General features: G+C 38.8%; 15 protein-coding genes. 11 read left to right on the forward strand and 4 right to left on the reverse strand.

Annotated features, from left to right (window positions below; all coding sequences use genetic code 11):
• Nucleotides 1-93: 93 nt before the first annotated feature.
• The 8 genes from uvrB to proB all read left to right on the forward strand — a co-directional run bounded on the left by uvrB (nucleotide 94) and on the right by proB (nucleotide 9,630).
• On the forward strand, nucleotides 94-2,115 hold the full coding sequence (uvrB, locus tag G9371_RS00580; protein ID WP_001004983.1) for an excinuclease ABC subunit UvrB: 2,022 nt from the start codon (nucleotides 94-96) through the stop codon (nucleotides 2,113-2,115).
• Nucleotides 2,116-2,208: 93 nt separating this feature from the next.
• Nucleotides 2,209-2,796, forward strand: coding sequence for a lipocalin family protein (locus G9371_RS00585; RefSeq protein ID WP_000885644.1), 588 nt, complete (start codon nucleotides 2,209-2,211; stop codon nucleotides 2,794-2,796).
• Nucleotides 2,797-2,904: 108 nt separating this feature from the next.
• Nucleotides 2,905-3,852, forward strand: coding sequence for an EamA family transporter RarD (rarD, locus tag G9371_RS00590; protein WP_162215807.1), 948 nt, complete (start codon nucleotides 2,905-2,907; stop codon nucleotides 3,850-3,852).
• Between the two features lie 216 nt (nucleotides 3,853-4,068).
• Complete coding sequence (locus tag G9371_RS00595) at nucleotides 4,069-5,526, forward strand: glyceraldehyde-3-phosphate dehydrogenase (protein WP_000031228.1); 1,458 nt, start codon at nucleotides 4,069-4,071, stop codon at nucleotides 5,524-5,526.
• A gap of 149 nt (nucleotides 5,527-5,675) precedes the next feature.
• Nucleotides 5,676-6,410 (forward strand): hypothetical protein, encoded by a 735-nt coding sequence (locus tag G9371_RS00600; protein ID WP_001183838.1) that lies wholly within the window; start codon nucleotides 5,676-5,678, stop codon nucleotides 6,408-6,410.
• Nucleotides 6,411-6,421: 11 nt separating this feature from the next.
• Nucleotides 6,422-7,096 carry a hypothetical protein gene (locus G9371_RS00605; RefSeq protein ID WP_000468065.1) on the forward strand — a complete coding sequence of 225 codons (675 nt, stop codon included), beginning with the start codon at nucleotides 6,422-6,424 and terminating at the stop codon, nucleotides 7,094-7,096.
• A gap of 164 nt (nucleotides 7,097-7,260) precedes the next feature.
• Nucleotides 7,261-8,481: an Obg family GTPase CgtA gene (gene cgtA, locus G9371_RS00610; protein ID WP_001212949.1), complete on the forward strand. Its 1,221-nt coding sequence runs from the start codon at nucleotides 7,261-7,263 to the stop codon at nucleotides 8,479-8,481.
• Between the two features lie 15 nt (nucleotides 8,482-8,496).
• Nucleotides 8,497-9,630 (forward strand): glutamate 5-kinase, encoded by a 1,134-nt coding sequence (gene proB, locus G9371_RS00615; protein ID WP_000573844.1) that lies wholly within the window; start codon nucleotides 8,497-8,499, stop codon nucleotides 9,628-9,630.
• 26 nt (nucleotides 9,631-9,656) lie between these two features.
• Here proB and G9371_RS00620 read toward each other — a convergent pair whose 3' ends face one another.
• Together G9371_RS00620 and G9371_RS00625 are read right to left on the reverse strand one after the other, a co-directional pair.
• Nucleotides 9,657-10,313 carry an HAD-IB family hydrolase gene (locus tag G9371_RS00620; RefSeq protein ID WP_000271363.1) on the reverse strand — a complete coding sequence of 219 codons (657 nt, stop codon included), beginning with the start codon at nucleotides 10,311-10,313 and terminating at the stop codon, nucleotides 9,657-9,659.
• Nucleotides 10,280-11,488, reverse strand: coding sequence for a DUF1615 domain-containing protein (locus G9371_RS00625; RefSeq protein ID WP_001039857.1), 1,209 nt, complete (start codon nucleotides 11,486-11,488; stop codon nucleotides 10,280-10,282). The genes G9371_RS00620 and G9371_RS00625 overlap by 34 nt, the downstream gene beginning before the upstream one ends.
• 83 nt (nucleotides 11,489-11,571) lie before the next feature.
• On the opposite strand from G9371_RS00625, the gene dusB reads away from it, so the two are divergent.
• Nucleotides 11,572-12,597, forward strand: coding sequence for a tRNA dihydrouridine synthase DusB (gene dusB / locus G9371_RS00630; RefSeq protein ID WP_000275423.1), 1,026 nt, complete (start codon nucleotides 11,572-11,574; stop codon nucleotides 12,595-12,597).
• Between the two features lie 43 nt (nucleotides 12,598-12,640).
• On the opposite strand, the gene G9371_RS00635 is transcribed toward dusB, so the two are convergent.
• Nucleotides 12,641-13,687, reverse strand: a complete 1,047-nt coding sequence (locus G9371_RS00635) for an NAD(P)H-dependent flavin oxidoreductase (RefSeq protein WP_000055196.1) — start codon at nucleotides 13,685-13,687, stop codon at nucleotides 12,641-12,643.
• A gap of 110 nt (nucleotides 13,688-13,797) precedes the next feature.
• Nucleotides 13,798-14,499 (reverse strand): VIT family protein, encoded by a 702-nt coding sequence (locus tag G9371_RS00640; protein WP_000885359.1) that lies wholly within the window; start codon nucleotides 14,497-14,499, stop codon nucleotides 13,798-13,800.
• Between the two features lie 252 nt (nucleotides 14,500-14,751).
• On the opposite strand from G9371_RS00640, the gene G9371_RS00645 reads away from it, so the two are divergent.
• Together G9371_RS00645 and wecB are read left to right on the forward strand one after the other, a co-directional pair.
• Nucleotides 14,752-15,972 (forward strand): tetratricopeptide repeat protein, encoded by a 1,221-nt coding sequence (locus tag G9371_RS00645; RefSeq protein WP_005109615.1) that lies wholly within the window; start codon nucleotides 14,752-14,754, stop codon nucleotides 15,970-15,972.
• A gap of 2 nt (nucleotides 15,973-15,974) precedes the next feature.
• Complete coding sequence (gene wecB / locus G9371_RS00650) at nucleotides 15,975-17,111, forward strand: non-hydrolyzing UDP-N-acetylglucosamine 2-epimerase (RefSeq protein ID WP_029423956.1); 1,137 nt, start codon at nucleotides 15,975-15,977, stop codon at nucleotides 17,109-17,111.

The raw sequence follows: 17,111 nt of genomic DNA on the forward strand, positions 1-17,111 counted from the left end.
TAGATTAATCTCACTATAGACTTTAAATTAGGGAAAAAATCCCCATTAATTTGCTAGACGATAAATTCAAATTTTTTATAAAGAGAGAGAACTGTGAACGAAAATCAACCTTTCGATTTGGTCACTCATTACCAGCCAGCGGGTGATCAGCCACAGGCAATTGAAAAGCTGGTGAATGGTATCGAAAAGGGTTTTCGTAATCAGTTACTGCTAGGTGTGACCGGTTCAGGTAAGACCTATACCATGGCAAATGTGATTGCCCAAACTCAGCGTCCGACGATTGTGATGGCGCATAATAAGACCTTGGCAGCCCAGCTCTATGGTGAGTTTAAAGCTTTCTTCCCAAACAATGCAGTTGAGTATTTCGTAAGTTATTACGACTACTATCAACCCGAGGCTTATGTTCCGTCGTCAGATACATTTATTGAAAAAGACGCGGCAATTAATGACCATATTGACCAAATGCGATTATCGGCAACGCGTGCTTTGTTAGAACGTCGTGATGCGATTATTGTTGCTTCTGTTTCGGCCATTTATGGTTTGGGTGACCCAAATGCTTATATGCAAATGTTATTGCATGTGGTCCAAGGTGACCGAGTAAGTCGAGACGAAATTATTCGCCGTTTGGTTGAAATGCAATATACGCGTAATGAGCTTGAATTCTTACGTGGTACGTATCGTATCCGTGGTGAAATTATTGATATTTTCCCGGCAGAATCCGACCAACATGCGATTCGTATTGAACTCTTTGATGACGAAGTAGACTCAATTCGCTGGTTTGATCCGCTGACCGGTAAAATGGTCCGCAAAGTACCACGTGTCACGATTTACCCGAAAAGCCATTATGTGACGCCAAAAGACAACCTAACACGCGCTATCGATACTATTAAGGATGAATTGCAAGACCAGCTTAAGTTCTTCCGTGAACATGACAAGTTACTCGAAGCGCAGCGTATCGAGCAACGTACGCGTTATGATTTGGAAATGATGCAGCAGTTAGGATACACCAATGGTATCGAAAACTACTCACGTCATTTATCGGGACGACCAGCAGGGGAAGCACCACCGACTTTATTTGACTATGTACCAGAAGATGCCTTACTTATTATCGATGAGTCGCATGTAACGGTTCCTCAAATTGGCGCAATGTATAAAGGTGACCGTTCGCGTAAAGAAAACTTGGTGAATTACGGTTTCCGTTTACCAAGTGCGCTTGATAACCGCCCAATGAAATTTGAAGAGTGGGAGCGTATTGTTCCGACCACTATTTTTGTGAGTGCCACACCAGCTAGATATGAACTGGAAAAATCAGAACAAGTGGTTGAGCAGGTTGTTCGACCAACAGGCTTGATTGATCCTGAAATTGAAGTTCGTCCGGTGCTTACCCAAGTCGATGATGTTTTGTCTGAGATTAATATTCGTAAGAACTTAAATGAGCGTGTATTGGTAACGACTTTAACCAAGCGTATGGCGGAAGATTTAACTTCTTATTTAAAAGAATATGGCGTTAAGGTTGCTTATCTGCACTCGGATATTGATACAGTTGAACGTGTCAAAATTATTCATGAATTACGTACAGGCGTATTTGATGTACTAGTGGGTATTAACTTGCTGCGAGAAGGCCTAGATATGCCGGAAGTTTCTTTAGTTGCTATTTTAGATGCAGATAAAGAAGGTTTCTTACGTTCTGAGCGTTCGCTTATTCAGACAATTGGTCGTGCTGCGCGAAATGTGAAAGGTAAAGCAATTTTATATGCTGATACAATCACTGATTCTATGCGAAAGGCAATTGATGAGACAGAGCGCCGACGTGCAAAACAAATCGAGTTTAATGAGCAGCATGGTATTACGCCACGTAGTGCAGTTCGTCAGGCTGTGAAAGAAATTGATACGGGTGAAGTACTTTCTGATGATCAGATTGATGAGAAAGTACTAGAGCAGGCACAAGCACTTAGCGCAGATGAACGACATATTCTTTCTGACCCTAAATTGTTTAGTAAGCACATTACTAAGCTAGAGAAAGAAATGTTAAAGGCGTCGAAGGATTTACAATTCGAGCAAGCGGCGCGTATTCGTGATGAAATTGTTCGTTTAAAAGCGCAAATGTTGCAATAAATGGATACATAACACTACATGATTTGTTTAAAAAACAAGCTACTGTAGATATTTAAGTTATTTTGTATTCACAACAAAGAGTTGAGGGCAACAATGGCATTTCGAAATAATGTTCCGCAAGCCAGTTGGCGCTTGGCAAAAATTGCATTGGGCGGTATTGTTCTGACTGGCTTAGCTGTCGGAACATATGCCTATGCCCAGCAGAAGCCTCTACCTACAGTCGATAAGGTTGAATTAGACCGTTATTTAGGTGTGTGGTATGAAGTCGCGCGTAAACCTGCTTTTTTCCAAAAAAAATGTGCTTACAATGTATCTGCAACCTATACCTTAAATGAAAATGGAAACATAGTTGTAGATAACCGCTGCTACGATAATCAAAAGCAATTACAGCAATCTATCGGTGAGGCTTTTGTAGTTAATCCGCCGTATAACACGAAATTAAAGGTAAGCTTTTTACCCGAAGCTGTAAGATGGATTCCGATAATTCGTGGAGACTACTGGATTTTAAAGCTCGATGAAGATTACCAAACAGTTTTGGTAGGCGAACCTTCCCGAAAATATCTTTGGGTTTTATCTAGAACGCCACATCCACACAAAGAAGTGGTTGATGAATATCTAAATTATGCAAAAACATTAGGATTTGATATTCGAGATATTATTCATACCGAGCATAAAGAATAAATATATGCTGCTTAAGAAAAAACCATGTTTTCGCATGGTTTTTTCTTTTTTATAGTGGATAAATCAAGTATTGTATCGCTTTATTTTTCTTAAAGTATAAAGAGGTTAGTGATGTTAAAGGGCGTGATTTTGTCTATCATGGCATCATTAACTTTTGGTGTTCTTTATTTTTATACCCAATTACTCGGCCAGCTTGATAGTGAACATACTTTCGGATGGCGTATTATTGCGACTTTGCCATTTTTAACTTTATTTATGTGGTGGAGTGGTGATTTAAGCCATATTAAAAATATATATCAACGTATTTTAGCGAAACCTTCTTTACTTCTATTACTCATTACAACATCCGTTTTGACTTCAGTGCAGTTATGGCTGTTTTTATGGGGGCCTATGCATGGACGTGGTTTGCAAGTTTCTTTGGGATATTTCCTGTTACCGCTTGTTTTGGTTTTAGCGGGTAGTGTCTTATATGGAGAGAAAATATCGAAATTTCAGTGGATCGCTATTGTTCTTGCAATTATTGGTGTAGGGCATGAGATTTTTCGACTAGGAAGTATTGCTTGGGAAACTGCTTTAGTGGCTATAGGTTATTCCGCTTATTTCTTGTTACGTAAGAAAATTAAAACGGATAATTTAGGGGGCTTTTGGTGGGACCTTCTGATTATTATGCCAGTTGCAATCTATCTGACACATACAGGGTTATTGCCATATAGTAAGTTCCTCGATCAACCGACACTCGGGTTGGTTATTGCGGGCTTAGGTGTGTTTAGTGCTATAGGCTTGGGATGTTATATATTGGCAAGCCGTTATTTACCTTTGGTTGTGTTTGGTCTGCTTGGATATCTTGAACCAGTGTTACTTGCTTTAGCATCTTTAGTGCTAGGGGAAAGCATTGGTAAAGAAGAATGGTTTACTTATCTTCCAATTTGGTGTGCCGTTTTCGTATTGGTTTTAGAAGGGGCTTTTCATCTTTACCAACAGCAGCAAAAAGCCAAAAATTTGCAATTAAATATCGAAAAATATCAAAAAAGATTAAAAAATGATGCTCACGATTAGAGCATCAAAATCTAAAAAGTAAGAAAAAGCAAAAATTTAGCGGCTTTAAACAATAAGATAATAAAAAATAATTATAGGTATTTTATGAATTTATGATGAATTTTGGGAAAATCTAGCCACTAACGTCAGCTTTTGATTCATTCTTGCCAATAATTCCATTACAATTACGGGGTTTTAAAAATCACGCCTAGATATAATTAATTAGAGGACGTATCTGTGAGCAAAGACACTATCATCGCCCTGCACGCTGAACACCAAGGCCGTTGGAAAAACCGTGAAGAAATCGCGGAACGTATGATTGCATTAATCGGTCAATTATACCGTGAAAAAAATATTGTCGTATCTGTTTACGGTCGCTCTTTAATTAACCGTTCTGTTATCCAAATTTTGAAAACTCACCGTCGTACACGTGTTGTAGATGTTGAGCTTTCTGTAGTAAATACTTTCCCTATTTTAGAAGCTTTAGCAAAAGTTGAAAATATCGGTTCTGCAGAAGTTGATATCGGTAAACTTGCAGTTGAATATAAAGAAAAAGGCGGTGATGTTGACGCTTTTGTTGCTCAAGCTGTTGAGTCAATTAAAGGTAGCGCAACTTCTGAACAACCTAAAGATGTAGTTCTTTACGGTTTTGGTCGTATTGGCCGTATCTTGGCTCGTTTAATCATTAGCCAATCAGGTTTAGGTCGTGGTTTAAGCCTTAAAGCGATTGTTGTTCGTAAGTCTTCTGACGGTGACTTGGCAAAACGTGCTTCTTTACTTCGTCGTGACTCTATTCACGGTACTTTTGCAGGTACAATCTCTGTTGATGAAGAAAACGAAGCAATTATCGCTAACGGTAACTTCATCAAAGTTATCTATGCATCTAGCCCAAGCGAAGTAGACTATACTCAATACGGTATTGAAAACGCGCTTTTAATCGACAACACTGGTAAATGGCGTGATGCTGAAGGCCTAAGCCAACACTTGAAATGCCCAGGTGTTGCACGTGTTGTATTAACTGCACCTAGTAAAGGCGAAATGAAAAACGTTGTATTTGGTGTAAACAACTCTGACATTTTAGATGAAGACAAAATCATCTCTGCTGCAAGTTGTACAACAAATGCGATCACTCCAATTCTTAAAGTATTGGATGACAAATATAAAGTTCTTAATGGTCACGTTGAGACAGTTCACTCATTTACAAATGACCAGAACTTAATCGATAACTACCACAAAGCTGATCGTCGTGGTCGTGCTGCTACATTGAACATGGTTATTACTGAAACTGGTGCTGCTAAAGCTGTTGCTAAAGCATTGCCTGCATTAAAAGGTAAGTTAACTGGTAACTCTGTACGTGTTCCAACACCAAACGTATCTCTTGCGATTTTAAACTTAACGCTTGATAAAGAAGTTGATCGTGAAGAAGTGAACGAATACATTCGTCAAATTTCAATCAACTCTAACCTTCAAGGTCAAATCGGTTATACCAACTCTACAGAAGTGGTATCAAGCGACTTTATCGGTTCTCGTACTGCTGGTGTATATGATGCTCAAGCAACGATTACTTCTGGTAACCGCTTAACTGCATATGTTTGGTACGATAACGAAGTAGGTTATAGCTGCCAAGTATTACGTATTGCTGAGCAAATGTGTGGCGTAAGCTATAAAAAAATTCCTGCAGAAACTAACGCTTAATCTGCTTTAACGTTAGATAAAAGAATGTGACAAAAAGACCCAGTTTAGACTGGGTTTTTTTACAACAGTACAAAATATATGCTGATTATTTTTTAGAAATCAATGAGAATACGGTTTAAGGAACAAAAAGAAATAGTAAGGGATTGGAATTGCAGCAGTTTAAAAGATTATTGATCGTCTTCTTTTTTATTATCATCGCGAATATATGTGGTGTACTTATCGCCATTTGGGTGTTTAAACATTTTAATATTTATATTCCGTTGAAAAACCAAGCAGTAGCGATCGATTTACAAGAGCCATTACAGGTGCAAGTTAAAGTAAAAGATGCTTTAAATGTCGATGTTAAAGGTCGAGTGAATGCTAATATTCCTATTAATGAGAAGTTAAATATTCCTTTGACACAGACTTTAACACCACGTGTCTATTTCGATAATATGGTGCCGATTAGTACGGTTATTCCAGTTAAAGAAACTTTAAAAGTTGACCAAAGTTTGCCAATTGACACGAAAGTTCAGGTGAGAGTACTTGGTAAAGATATTACTTTGCCATTAAAAGGTAATATTCCTTTACAGTTAGATGTACCTATTGATATTCAAGTTCCACTCGATCAAAAAGTTCATTTGAAGTTTGATGCGCCAGTAAAAACGGTCTTAAAAGAAAATCTTCATATTCCATTAAATGCTCAATTAAAAACAAATATTCCAATTCAAGGAAGTTTGAATGTCCCCGTGAAAACAGCTTTAAATGCGTCGGTAGATGTAAAAAATACCTTGCCAGTTAAAATCGAGCATGGTGAGTTAAAAATACCACTATCGAGCATGAGCCTGAATCGCGTTAAATCTGGCGAAGATAACTCTTCACCTGTTCAGAACCAGACAAAATAGGTGAATGGCTTATGTTTGGCTCATTAAAAAGTATATTAATCAGTTTCTTTCTGATTATGATACTCACGGCAATCTTATTTTGGTTCTATTTAAACATACAGGCTTCAGTTGTAGTTTCAGCACATGAGTCAGATATTCGATTACCAGAATCATTAGAAACTAAAATACATGTTGGTAATAATTTGCAGGTCCAATCGATAGGTAAATTAGACACATCTATTGATATTGACCGTCAGATTTCAGTTCCATTAAAAGGAAGATACTTGGCTGATTTAGAGTTTGAGGTAGAGACTCCAATTACGGTAAGTGTTGATTATGCGACAACATTAAAAGTCGATCAGGTGATGCCTTTAGAAACAACCACTGATTTAATTTACAAAAATAAGTTATTACCAAGGTTTCCATTAAAATTAAATATCCCGATTAAACTTGATATTCCATTTCAGTTAAAACGTAGTTATACCATTCCGGTTAAAATTGCTTTTAATGGTCCGGTTTATTTTGAGTTTGATGAATCTATAAATTTGCCAATTAAACATCAGTTTAACCCAAGTTTGAACGTTAACGATGCAATGGAAATGGGGAATATCTCAAGCTTTAATGCCATTATGTATAACTCTGTTCAGCACACTAAAGCTAATTTGGACATGAAGATGGATTTACCGTTACGTAATGTTCATCCTTAGGTAATTAATCAATAAAAATAGATCATGGCTTGCTGTAGATTTATATCCTGATAAAAAGAAATAAAATAAGCAGCAGGAAAGTAGAATTCTCTCGATTTTCTATTCGAGAATTTTCTGAAAATATGGCAGAATAGGCGGTTTTAGAGTTTTTAGAGGATTGGCAAATGCGCTTTGTTGATGAAGCAGTCATTACCGTAGAGGCTGGCGACGGTGGCAATGGCGTAGCCAGTTTTCGCCGTGAAAAATTTGTACCATTTGGTGGCCCAGATGGTGGTGATGGCGGACGTGGTGGAAGTATCTATATTCAAGCAGATGATGATACAAGTACCCTAGTCGATTACCGTTACACCCGTAAATTCCGCGCTGAGCGTGGTAAAAACGGTGCAGGTGCTAACTGTACCGGACGTGGTGGTGAAGATGTGGTTTTAAAAGTACCCGTTGGTACAACAATTGTTGATACAGATTCAGGCGATATTATTGGCGATCTGGTAGAAGACGGCCAAAGAGTCATGGTTGCAAGCGGTGGTGAAGGTGGTTTAGGAAATACTCACTTTAAATCATCAACCAACCGTGCTCCACGTAAATGTACGACAGGTACAAAAGGTGAGTTCCGTGAAATTCGCCTTGAGTTGAAAGTATTAGCAGATGTTGGCTTATTAGGTATGCCAAATGCTGGTAAATCAACATTTATTCGTGCAGTAAGTGCCGCGAAACCAAAAGTAGCAGATTATCCATTTACCACTATGGTTCCTAACCTAGGTGTAGTAGATGCTGACCGTCACCGCTCGTTTGTGATGGCAGATATTCCGGGACTTATTGAGGGTGCAGCAGAAGGTGCAGGTTTAGGTATTCGTTTCCTTAAGCATTTAGCACGTACACGTATTCTTTTGCACATTATTGATGTACAACCAATTGATGGTTCAGACCCGGCCCATAATGCTAAAGCAATTATGAATGAACTTGCCAAGTTTTCTCCTACTTTGGCGAAGTTACCAATTGTATTAGTACTTAATAAACTTGATCAGATTGCTGAAGAAAGCCGTGAAGAATGGTGTCAGCATATTCTAGATGAGTTGCAATGGACAGGTCCTGTCTTTAAGACCTCGGGTTTACTCGAAGAAGGAACCAAAGAAGTTGTTTATTACCTCATGGATCAGATTGAACAACAACGTGAACGTGAAGTTGAAGATCCTGAGTACGCAGCAGAAGTAAGAGCATTCCGTGAACAGCTTGAAGCTGAAACACGTGAACAGACCATTGCAGCGAAGGAAGCATACCGTGCTATGCGTAAGGCACAACGCCTTGAAAGCATGATGGACGATGATGATGACTTCGATGACGATGAAGACGATGGTGATGTAGAAAGCATCTACGTTCGTGACTAAAAAACCGAGGAAAACATGATAGAAGTGGTCGATGGGCAACGTAAGCTCAGTGAGTGTAAACGAATCGTTGTTAAAATCGGATCATCTTTACTCACGGCAAATGGGCAGGGTCTAGATCTGGACGCTATTTCGCATTGGGCGAAACAGATTGCAGATTTACACAATGCTGGACACGAAATTATTTTAGTGTCTTCAGGAGCTGTGGCAGAAGGTATGGTTCGTATGAAGCTTGCGAGTCGACCCACCGATCTACCCAGTCTTCAAGCATGCGCCGCAATTGGGCAGATGGGCCTAATTCATACTTGGTCTAGTGTGCTTGAAAATCATAGTATCCGAACTGCTCAGGTGTTGTTAACACATGATGATTTGGCAGACCGCCGTCGTTACTTAAATTCATGTGATGCATTGCAGAACTTGATTGATTGGCGTGTTATTCCGGTCATTAATGAAAACGATACTGTATCTACCGATGAGATTCGTTTTGGTGATAACGATACACTCGCAGCTATGGTTGCTGGCCAAGTACATGCTGATTTATTAATTATTTTGACAGATCAGCAAGGTATGTTTGATTCAGACCCACGTCATAACCCTGACGCAAAGTTATTATCAACTGTGCGTGCCATGGATGATGTTTTATTTGAAATGGCTGGTGGTGGTGGTGTGCTTGGGCGAGGTGGCATGGTCACTAAAGTTCGTGCTGCACGTTTAGCTGCCAAGTCAGGTTGCCCGACATTGATTGCTAGTGGTGAAAGCGACAATGTGTTGTCACGAGTGATGGCGGGTGAGATGCTGGGTACATTGTTTACGACTGATAAAGACCGTATGACAGCACATCAGCAATGGCTTGCTGCACATTTACAAACAGCGGGTCGTCTTGTAATTGATGATGGCGCAGTTGAAGCGATTAAATTGAAACATCGCAGTTTATTGCCTGTTGGGGTAAAAACTGTTGAAGGACATTTTGATCGTGGTGATGTGGTTGAATGTGTCGATAAACAAGGTAAACGTGTTGCGGTTGGGCGAGTGAATTTTAGCTCTCGTTCTGCTGAAATTATTAAAGGTCTTTCTTCAGACAAAGTTTACCAAGTACTTGGTGAAGCCCGTTCATTAGAAATGATTCATCGCGATCATATGGCAATTTACTAAGTTGTTCTAAATTAAAAAAGCTCGCATCATGCGAGCTTTTTTTGTGGGGTTAATGAGGGCAAGATTCGATCTTCACCGACCATAAAAGGATGTGTAGCAAGACTAAGCATGTCTAAATCTTCTGAGCTATTTCCATACGCATAGATTCGCTGATAATGTTTTAGAGAATATTGCTCATGTATTCTTATCTTCTTTTGCTCACTACTACAATCCGGAGTTGAGTAGTAACCTGTCATCATGCCATTTTTAATTTGAGTCTCTGTACAAATTAATTCGATACCTAGTAATTTGCAAAGTGGAGCAAGATAGATATCAATGGAAGCAGAAACTAATACCACCTGATCACCTAATAGCTGGTGTTGCTGTAATTGTGCAAAAATTTCAGGTGAAAGTGCAGAGACGAGTTCTTGTGCGTATTCTTCGCCTAGTCTTTGCAATTCAATTGCAGGAGTATCTCTGAACATGCTACGAAATAGCTTAGCACGCATCGCATGGGCTGGATAAAAGTTAAGATAATAGGCTTGAATCCATGGCAGGATTTTCAAGCCTTGCTTCACAATATGGCGTTTAGACAACGCATAAAAGATGAACCCTGTAAAACTGTCTTTACTGCACAAGGTTCCATCAAAATCGAACAGGGCGAGATTTTTTATAGTCTTATTCGTTTCGCTCGTTGCATACATGTTTCATATCGTCCGTTTACGCGGGTTGCATACCAGTTAGTATTATAGTCACGACTTAGTTTAGGCCCAGAAATCACCACTTGCGGCATAATTGCATAGAGCGGCTCTTTGCCAGTTTTTGATTTATAAAGTTTAGTCAGCGCAATATAAGTTTGAGTACTCTCAAACTTTTTCTCTTTTTCTAATTTTAGATCATCACGAATCTGTCTTGGTGTAACTAAAACATTATTACTAGCAAATACAGTAATTAGTTCTTTTTCTGACTCGCTTTGAGTTGCGCGTGGATCACCATCTTTTGTGTAAAGGAGTAGATCGCCATCAAGACTTATATCCTTGTCGGTGAGTTCTTTTAGCATTTTTTGAAAAGCTGCATTACGACTAGAGTACATACCAGAGTTGTAATCTGCAAAACGATAAATGGCTTTATCATAATCTGCCGGATAAACCATTAAACGGTGAATTCCATAATAAAGGCCGCCATACTCGGTATATAAGTCATCACGTAGTGCAGCAGTATTCATACTCGAGCGTTTGTTTGCTTTGGCATAGTTAATATGAACTTGCATTGAACCCAGTGTAGTGATCGGATTCATTTTTTCGCCAATATCTTGTCCAACTAATTTAGCTGCGCCAGTTAAAGCACTCACGTGATAGTGTTTGGCCATAAAGTCGAAAATTTCTCGGTAAAGTAAATCGAGGTCTTTCTCGGTTTTAACTTTACGCATCTGACTCATATAGTTATTGTCAGGAGAGGGTTGGGTTCTTAGTACTTCTTCAAAGTAACCTGCAATTGTTCCACCAATGGTTTTGCCAAGCTTATCTTCAAATTTTTCATTTAAACGTGTACTGACTTCCTCAACTGCTTTTTGTCCTAATCCTGGCACTTGAGGATTGGCGACAAAATTGGATTCTTGATCAACGACCGCCACAATACTACAGACATTTTGTTTGGTTTTAGGAATGTCTAAGTCTTTCATAATGTCATCAATATCTTTAGCCCATGACTCACGGTCATGCACACGAGATGGGATGAGACGTTTGATTTGCTGGCTTTCTAATTCAGGCTCATCATTATTTGACCACCAGGCTTTATCTCCACAAGCAGCTAAACTCATGCATACGGCAACCATACCGAATGATTTAAATAAAAAACGGGAAGACAACGGTTTGTTCATAGAGAGGAGGGCACCTGCATAAAAAGATGAGCTGATCAAGCGGATGAAGTATACTATGCCGATCATCAATTGTATGAATATATATGTATATTGGTCCCTATCAACTGTCAAATAATTTAATTGTTGCCCCTATGGCCGGTGTAACTGACCGTCCATTTAGAACGCTGTGCAAGTATTTCGGTGCGGGTCATGCAGTCAGTGAAATGATGACTGCTGACAAGACTTTACGTATGACTAAAAAAAGTCTTTATCGTGCTAATTTTGATGGAGAGTTAGCTCCAATTTCTGCACAGATTGCTGGTTCCGATCCAGAACAGTTGGCTGAAGCGGCTCGTTACCAAGTCGCAAATGGCGCGCAAATTGTTGATATCAATATGGGATGTCCTGCAAAGAAAGTATGTAATAAATTAGCGGGTTCAGCATTATTACAAGATGAAGATTTGGTAGCTCGAATATTAGATGCAGTCGTTGCAGCAGTTGATGTTCCGGTAACTTTAAAAACCCGTTTGGGATTTTTAAATGGCCAAGAGAATATTCTACGGGTGGCTAAGCGTGCCGAAGAGGCTGGCATCGCTGCATTAGCACTACACGGCCGTACACGTGAAGATATGTATTTAAATACCGCCCGTTATGAATTGATTAAGCATGTTAAAGAATTAATCCATATTCCTGTGATTGCTAATGGTGATATTGATAGTCCTGAGAAAGCAAAATATGTACTGGACTATACTGGGGCAGATGCAATTATGATTGGGCGGGCTGCACAAGGTCGACCGTGGATTTTTCGTGAAATTGCCCATTACTTAAAAACTGGTGAACACCTTGCTGCTCCGAATATTGAAGAAGTTAAAGAAGTGCTTTTAGGGCATTTGTCTGAGTTATATCAGTTTTATGGTGAATACTCCGGTTGTCGTATTGCCCGTAAGCATATTGCTTGGTACACCAAAGGTTTACGCTCAAGTAATGAGTTTCGACAAAACATGTATAAAGTTGAAACGACTGCTGAACAAGCTTTAGTTGTTGAGAGCTATTTTAATCAATTACTTGCTGAAGGTAATTTGATGAGCGATGTTCAGGTTGAACAGGTTAATTTATTAGATACTCACTAAAATAAAGCAACCAGTACAGAGACTGGTTGCTTGGAATTTTTACCTATTCACTGTCTAGCATTTCAACGACCAGTTGATTAACCAGATCGGGTGCTTCAAGTTCACGTATTTGTGCAACGTTACTTCCTGCCCAAAAAGCACCAAAACCGTAATCTTGGTGTTTGCTTGCAATAGTATTTAGTTGCTTTGCTAAATCATAGGTATAAGGATATTCAGGTTGTACAGGGCGAGTAGGTGAATCAATTTTTGTATGCCAATGGTTGAGTATCCCCCGAGCAGGGCGCCCAGAAAGACTAGCACTAATCTGTGTTACAGGTTTACTAAATAGGGCTTTGCGGTATTCGGCAGAAGCATTTGAAGTTTGGCATTGAACAAATGCTGTCCCTAATTGGACTGCGGCTGCGCCTAAGCCCAACATATGTTTGGCTTGTAAGCCAGTCATTATGCCACCTGCGGCTACAACTGGAAGTGTACAGTGCTGCACAATCAGTTGAACCAAGTCACTAGTTTTAATTGCCCCATCAAAAGTCTGGTTGAAAATCCCTCTATGTCCGCCTGCCTCAATCCCTTGGGCAATAATAATATCGATGCCCGCTGCCTCAATAGCTTGGGCTTCGATCAAATTAGTTGCCGAAACCATAGTCAAAATACCAGCCTCTTTTAAAGCTTTAATTTGATGCGGATGCGGAATACCAAAGTGAAAACTTACTGCTTTTGGCTTAGTTTCTAAAACAACATTTAAAAAATCATCATTGTCTAAAAAACTTGGATAGATACAGTGTAATTCTTGGGGCGGTTGAGCACCGAATTTTTCAAAATGAGGACGTAGGTACTCAAGCCATTGTTTTGCTTTTTCTACATTAAGCTCAGTCGATTGATGACAGAAAAAATTAACTTGAAATGGGTTTTCCGTGAGCGCTTGAGTTTTTAAAATTTGTTCACGTGCACTTTGCGGTGTGTTTGCTCCTAAGCCTAATGATCCAAGGCCTCCTTGATTTGAAACCTCGGCTGCTAATTCAGGAGTAGAGACGCCCGCCATTGGAGCCAGAAAAATTGGATGTTTGATTGCAAGTTGTTGTAATAGGCTCATTTTATTCACCTCAATTCTTTCTCTTCACCATAACGTGAAAATAGAATGAAGAGCAAATAATATTGGCTATTTAATTTTTAAATATTAAGAGTCTTATTTAAAAAACTCTCTTATAAAGGAGTGACATTAAATAAGGAACCAATCCAGCTTGAAAAAGCCATCGCTAAAATACCCCATAAGGTAATACGTAAACTACCTTTGATTTTAGAAGTGCCTGCAAAATAACTCGAAATGGCACCTAAAATTGCTAATGCCGCGATACCTGTAATAAGCACACTTGGCATAATTAAATGCTCTGGGCTAAACAAAATGGCAAGCATGGGGAAAAATGCCCCAAATGAAAATGAAGCTGCTGAGGAGAGTGCTGCTTGAATTGGGTTTGCCGCCGTATTTTCATGAATACCGATTTCATCTCGGGCATGTGCACCCAAAGCATCATGAGTTGTAAGCTGAATAGCTACCTCCTTTGCTAGTTCTTTTGAAAGTCCCCTAGAAATATAGATTTGAGTTAATTCATCCAATTCTTTTTGAGGGTATTTTTTTAATTCTTTTGCCTCAATAGCTAAATCTGATTTTTCAATATCTTCTTGAGATTTAACAGAAATATATTCTCCGGCAGCCATTGAGGTTGCGCCTGAAATGAGCCCGGCAACACAAGTGATAAATAGAGTATGTGAGCTTGCCCCACTTGCAGCCATCCCCATAATTAAGCTAGTCACTGAAATAATGCCATCATTAGCGCCTAATACTGAGGCTCTTAGCCAACCTGAGCGCTGAATGGCATGATGCTCTGTATGATGTGGAAAAGCCATGTGTTTTTCCTTATTAATGTTTTATAAATGCTATGAAATTTTACAATTTATTGGTCAAAAAATATGTCATTATTATAGGAAATTTAGGGATAAGACAGAATAGATCAATAATAAAAATGGAGATTAAACAATTATTTTAAAACATCCTTAACCTAACTTAACGATGTAACTTATTATTTTTAATTATAATATTTATTGATCATTCCAAAGACTTGCCCTCCCTAATAAGTCTAATTTACTGTAGAGGTGAAAATGAAAAATATCAAAACAATAAACTCTATAACACATTCAATATTACTGATGGGAGCAGTGATCTCTTCTTTGGGAATGATCGGTATAAGCTCAGTTTATGCACAAGAGCAAGTCGACCCTGCATATAAGCCCGGTAACCCTATTTATGATAAATGGGATAGATTTTATAAAATTGAACAGTCTCAACCGCAAGAAGCAGAAAAAATATTAGTTGAGCTTAGTAAACTGACACCAACCGATATTAAAGTCTGGAAAAGTCTTACTTATTTACAGATTCGGCTTGAAAAAAGAAAAGAAGCTTTACAAAGCTTAAGGCAAGCAAGAAATTTAGCTCCTCAAGATGACACCTTAAAATTACAAGAAGCTTATTTGCTGAATCAGCAGAAAAAAGATCGTGAAGCATTGGTTTTATTTAAAGAGTTAAGTTCCTCTTCAGACCCTGAAATTGCTGCTAAAGCAACTCAGGCAGTTAAAAATTTAAGTGGGGGAGAAGTTAAACCATATTTTAGAGATATTTATTTTGCACCGTCTTATGAGTCACGTTATGACGATGTTATTTTTCCTTTAAAAATGAGGTATGGCAAAAACATCGATAACGGGCGAGCCCAAGTATATGGCTTTCTTAATTTAAACCGCGATACTCAATCACAAGGTGGGGTCCGACCTGAAATTATTGATGAAAATGCAGCCACTTTAGGGGTGGGGGCAAATTATCAACCGTGGACTTCCATCCCTGTGCGAGCCTATGTCGAAGTTGGTGGAAGTTATGACTTGATTGATAGAAATAGAAAGCGATTTCGTGAGAGTGTTGTAGGCGGTGTAACGGGTTATCAAGAATGGTATTCACAATCAAACTGCGATCATTCACTTTGTTTAGATAATTATTTTACTGACTTATATGGCAATGTCGCGACTTATTCGAGAGAGGACTATAACGTTATTGGGGACTTACGCTTACGCACAGGTTTAAATCTCTATAAGGGTGAGAGTGGGTCTGTGCAGGCTTATGTGAAATTGCATGGCTTAGCGGATAGCGAAGATGAATATTACAATAATTTATTTGAATATGGCCCAGGCATTTCATGGCAGCCTTTTAATTATCAACCGATAAAACTACGGGTTGAACGTCTATATGGCAATTATTTTAAAGACGTACCGGTTAATACAAAAGATCATTACAACAATACTCGTGTAGAACTTGTTTTTTATAAGGATTTCTAATAATGAAGAAAATTTTTATTTCAATTGTATTTGGTACTCGTCCAGAGCTCATAAAGTTGGCTCCGGTAATTTTATTAGCAAAACAAGACTCACGATTTCAGGTAGAAGTTATTTTTACAGGACAACATGATGAATTAGTTCGAAATGCGATAGATTTCTTTGGGGTTGAAATTGACCATCGCCTTAAAATTATGAATGCTGGACAAAGCCTAAATCAGCTTTTAATTCATGGCTTAACGCAACTTGAAAATATCTATACAGATGGTCAAAAAAGAGATGCAATTGTTATTCAAGGTGATACTACAACCGTGTTAGCTGCTGGGCTAGTTGCATTTTCAATGAAGATTCCTGTTGCCCATGTCGAAGCAGGCTTACGTTCTTATGATTTAGATCATCCGTTTCCTGAAGAAGGCAACCGCCAGTTAGTTTCTCGTATTACCAAATGGCATTTTGCCCCTACAGAACAATCAAAGCGTAACTTGTTAAATGAGCAGATTCCACCTTCATTGATTACAGTGACAGGGAATACGGTAGTCGATGCTGTGTATTTAGGAAGGAAACTCATAGCTGAAAAGACGGGTTTGAAAAATCAACTTGAGCCTTACGGAATTGAATTAAAACAAAATGATAAAGTTGTACTTATAACTGCTCACCGCCGTGAGAATTTTGGCGAAGGAATTCAGAATATTTGTAATGCTGTTGAGTATTTAGCAAAACAGCATCCTGATTTACATTTTATTTGGCCTGTACATTTAAATCCTGCTGTACATAATGTAGTGCACGATAAATTTAAAAATCATGCTCAAATTCATCTTGTGAAGCCACTCGATTATCCAAGTTTATTGGCCGTTATCGACCGCTCCACCTTTATTTTAACGGACTCTGGTGGTTTACAAGAAGAAAGCCCATCATTTAATAAGCCTGTCTTAATTTTAAGAGACACGACTGAACGCCCGGAAGTGGTAGAGGTGGGAGCAGGGGTATTAGTTGGAACAAATCAGCAGAAAATTATTGAAGAGGCTGAGAAACTTTTAACGGATTCGCAGCATTACCAAAAAATGGCTCATGTTGAAAATCCGTTTGGTGATGGATGTGCTGCCCAGCGAATATTAGATGAAATTGCCAGAACTTATAACTAG

Origin of the sequence: Acinetobacter sp. EKM10A (genome assembly GCF_011075215.1) — a bacterium.
Lineage (GTDB): Bacteria > Pseudomonadota > Gammaproteobacteria > Pseudomonadales > Moraxellaceae > Acinetobacter > Acinetobacter baumannii.

Excerpts from the sequence above, each read along its gene's own strand:
- G9371_RS00605 (WP_000468065.1), top strand. The coding sequence starts at position 6,422 with ATGTTTGGCTCATTAAAAAGTATATTAATCAGTTTCTTTCTGATTATG.
- wecB (WP_029423956.1), top strand. The coding sequence starts at position 15,975 with ATGAAGAAAATTTTTATTTCAATTGTATTTGGTACTCGTCCAGAGCTC.
- proB (WP_000573844.1), top strand. The coding sequence starts at position 8,497 with ATGATAGAAGTGGTCGATGGGCAACGTAAGCTCAGTGAGTGTAAACGA.
- G9371_RS00635 (WP_000055196.1), bottom strand. The coding sequence starts at position 13,687 with ATGAGCCTATTACAACAACTTGCAATCAAACATCCAATTTTTCTGGCT.
- G9371_RS00640 (WP_000885359.1), bottom strand. The coding sequence starts at position 14,499 with ATGGCTTTTCCACATCATACAGAGCATCATGCCATTCAGCGCTCAGGT.
- dusB (WP_000275423.1), top strand. The coding sequence starts at position 11,572 with ATGTATATTGGTCCCTATCAACTGTCAAATAATTTAATTGTTGCCCCT.
- G9371_RS00585 (WP_000885644.1), top strand. The coding sequence starts at position 2,209 with ATGGCATTTCGAAATAATGTTCCGCAAGCCAGTTGGCGCTTGGCAAAA.
- G9371_RS00620 (WP_000271363.1), bottom strand. The coding sequence starts at position 10,313 with ATGTATGCAACGAGCGAAACGAATAAGACTATAAAAAATCTCGCCCTG.
- G9371_RS00645 (WP_005109615.1), top strand. The coding sequence starts at position 14,752 with ATGAAAAATATCAAAACAATAAACTCTATAACACATTCAATATTACTG.
- cgtA (WP_001212949.1), top strand. The coding sequence starts at position 7,261 with ATGCGCTTTGTTGATGAAGCAGTCATTACCGTAGAGGCTGGCGACGGT.
- G9371_RS00625 (WP_001039857.1), bottom strand. The coding sequence starts at position 11,488 with ATGAACAAACCGTTGTCTTCCCGTTTTTTATTTAAATCATTCGGTATG.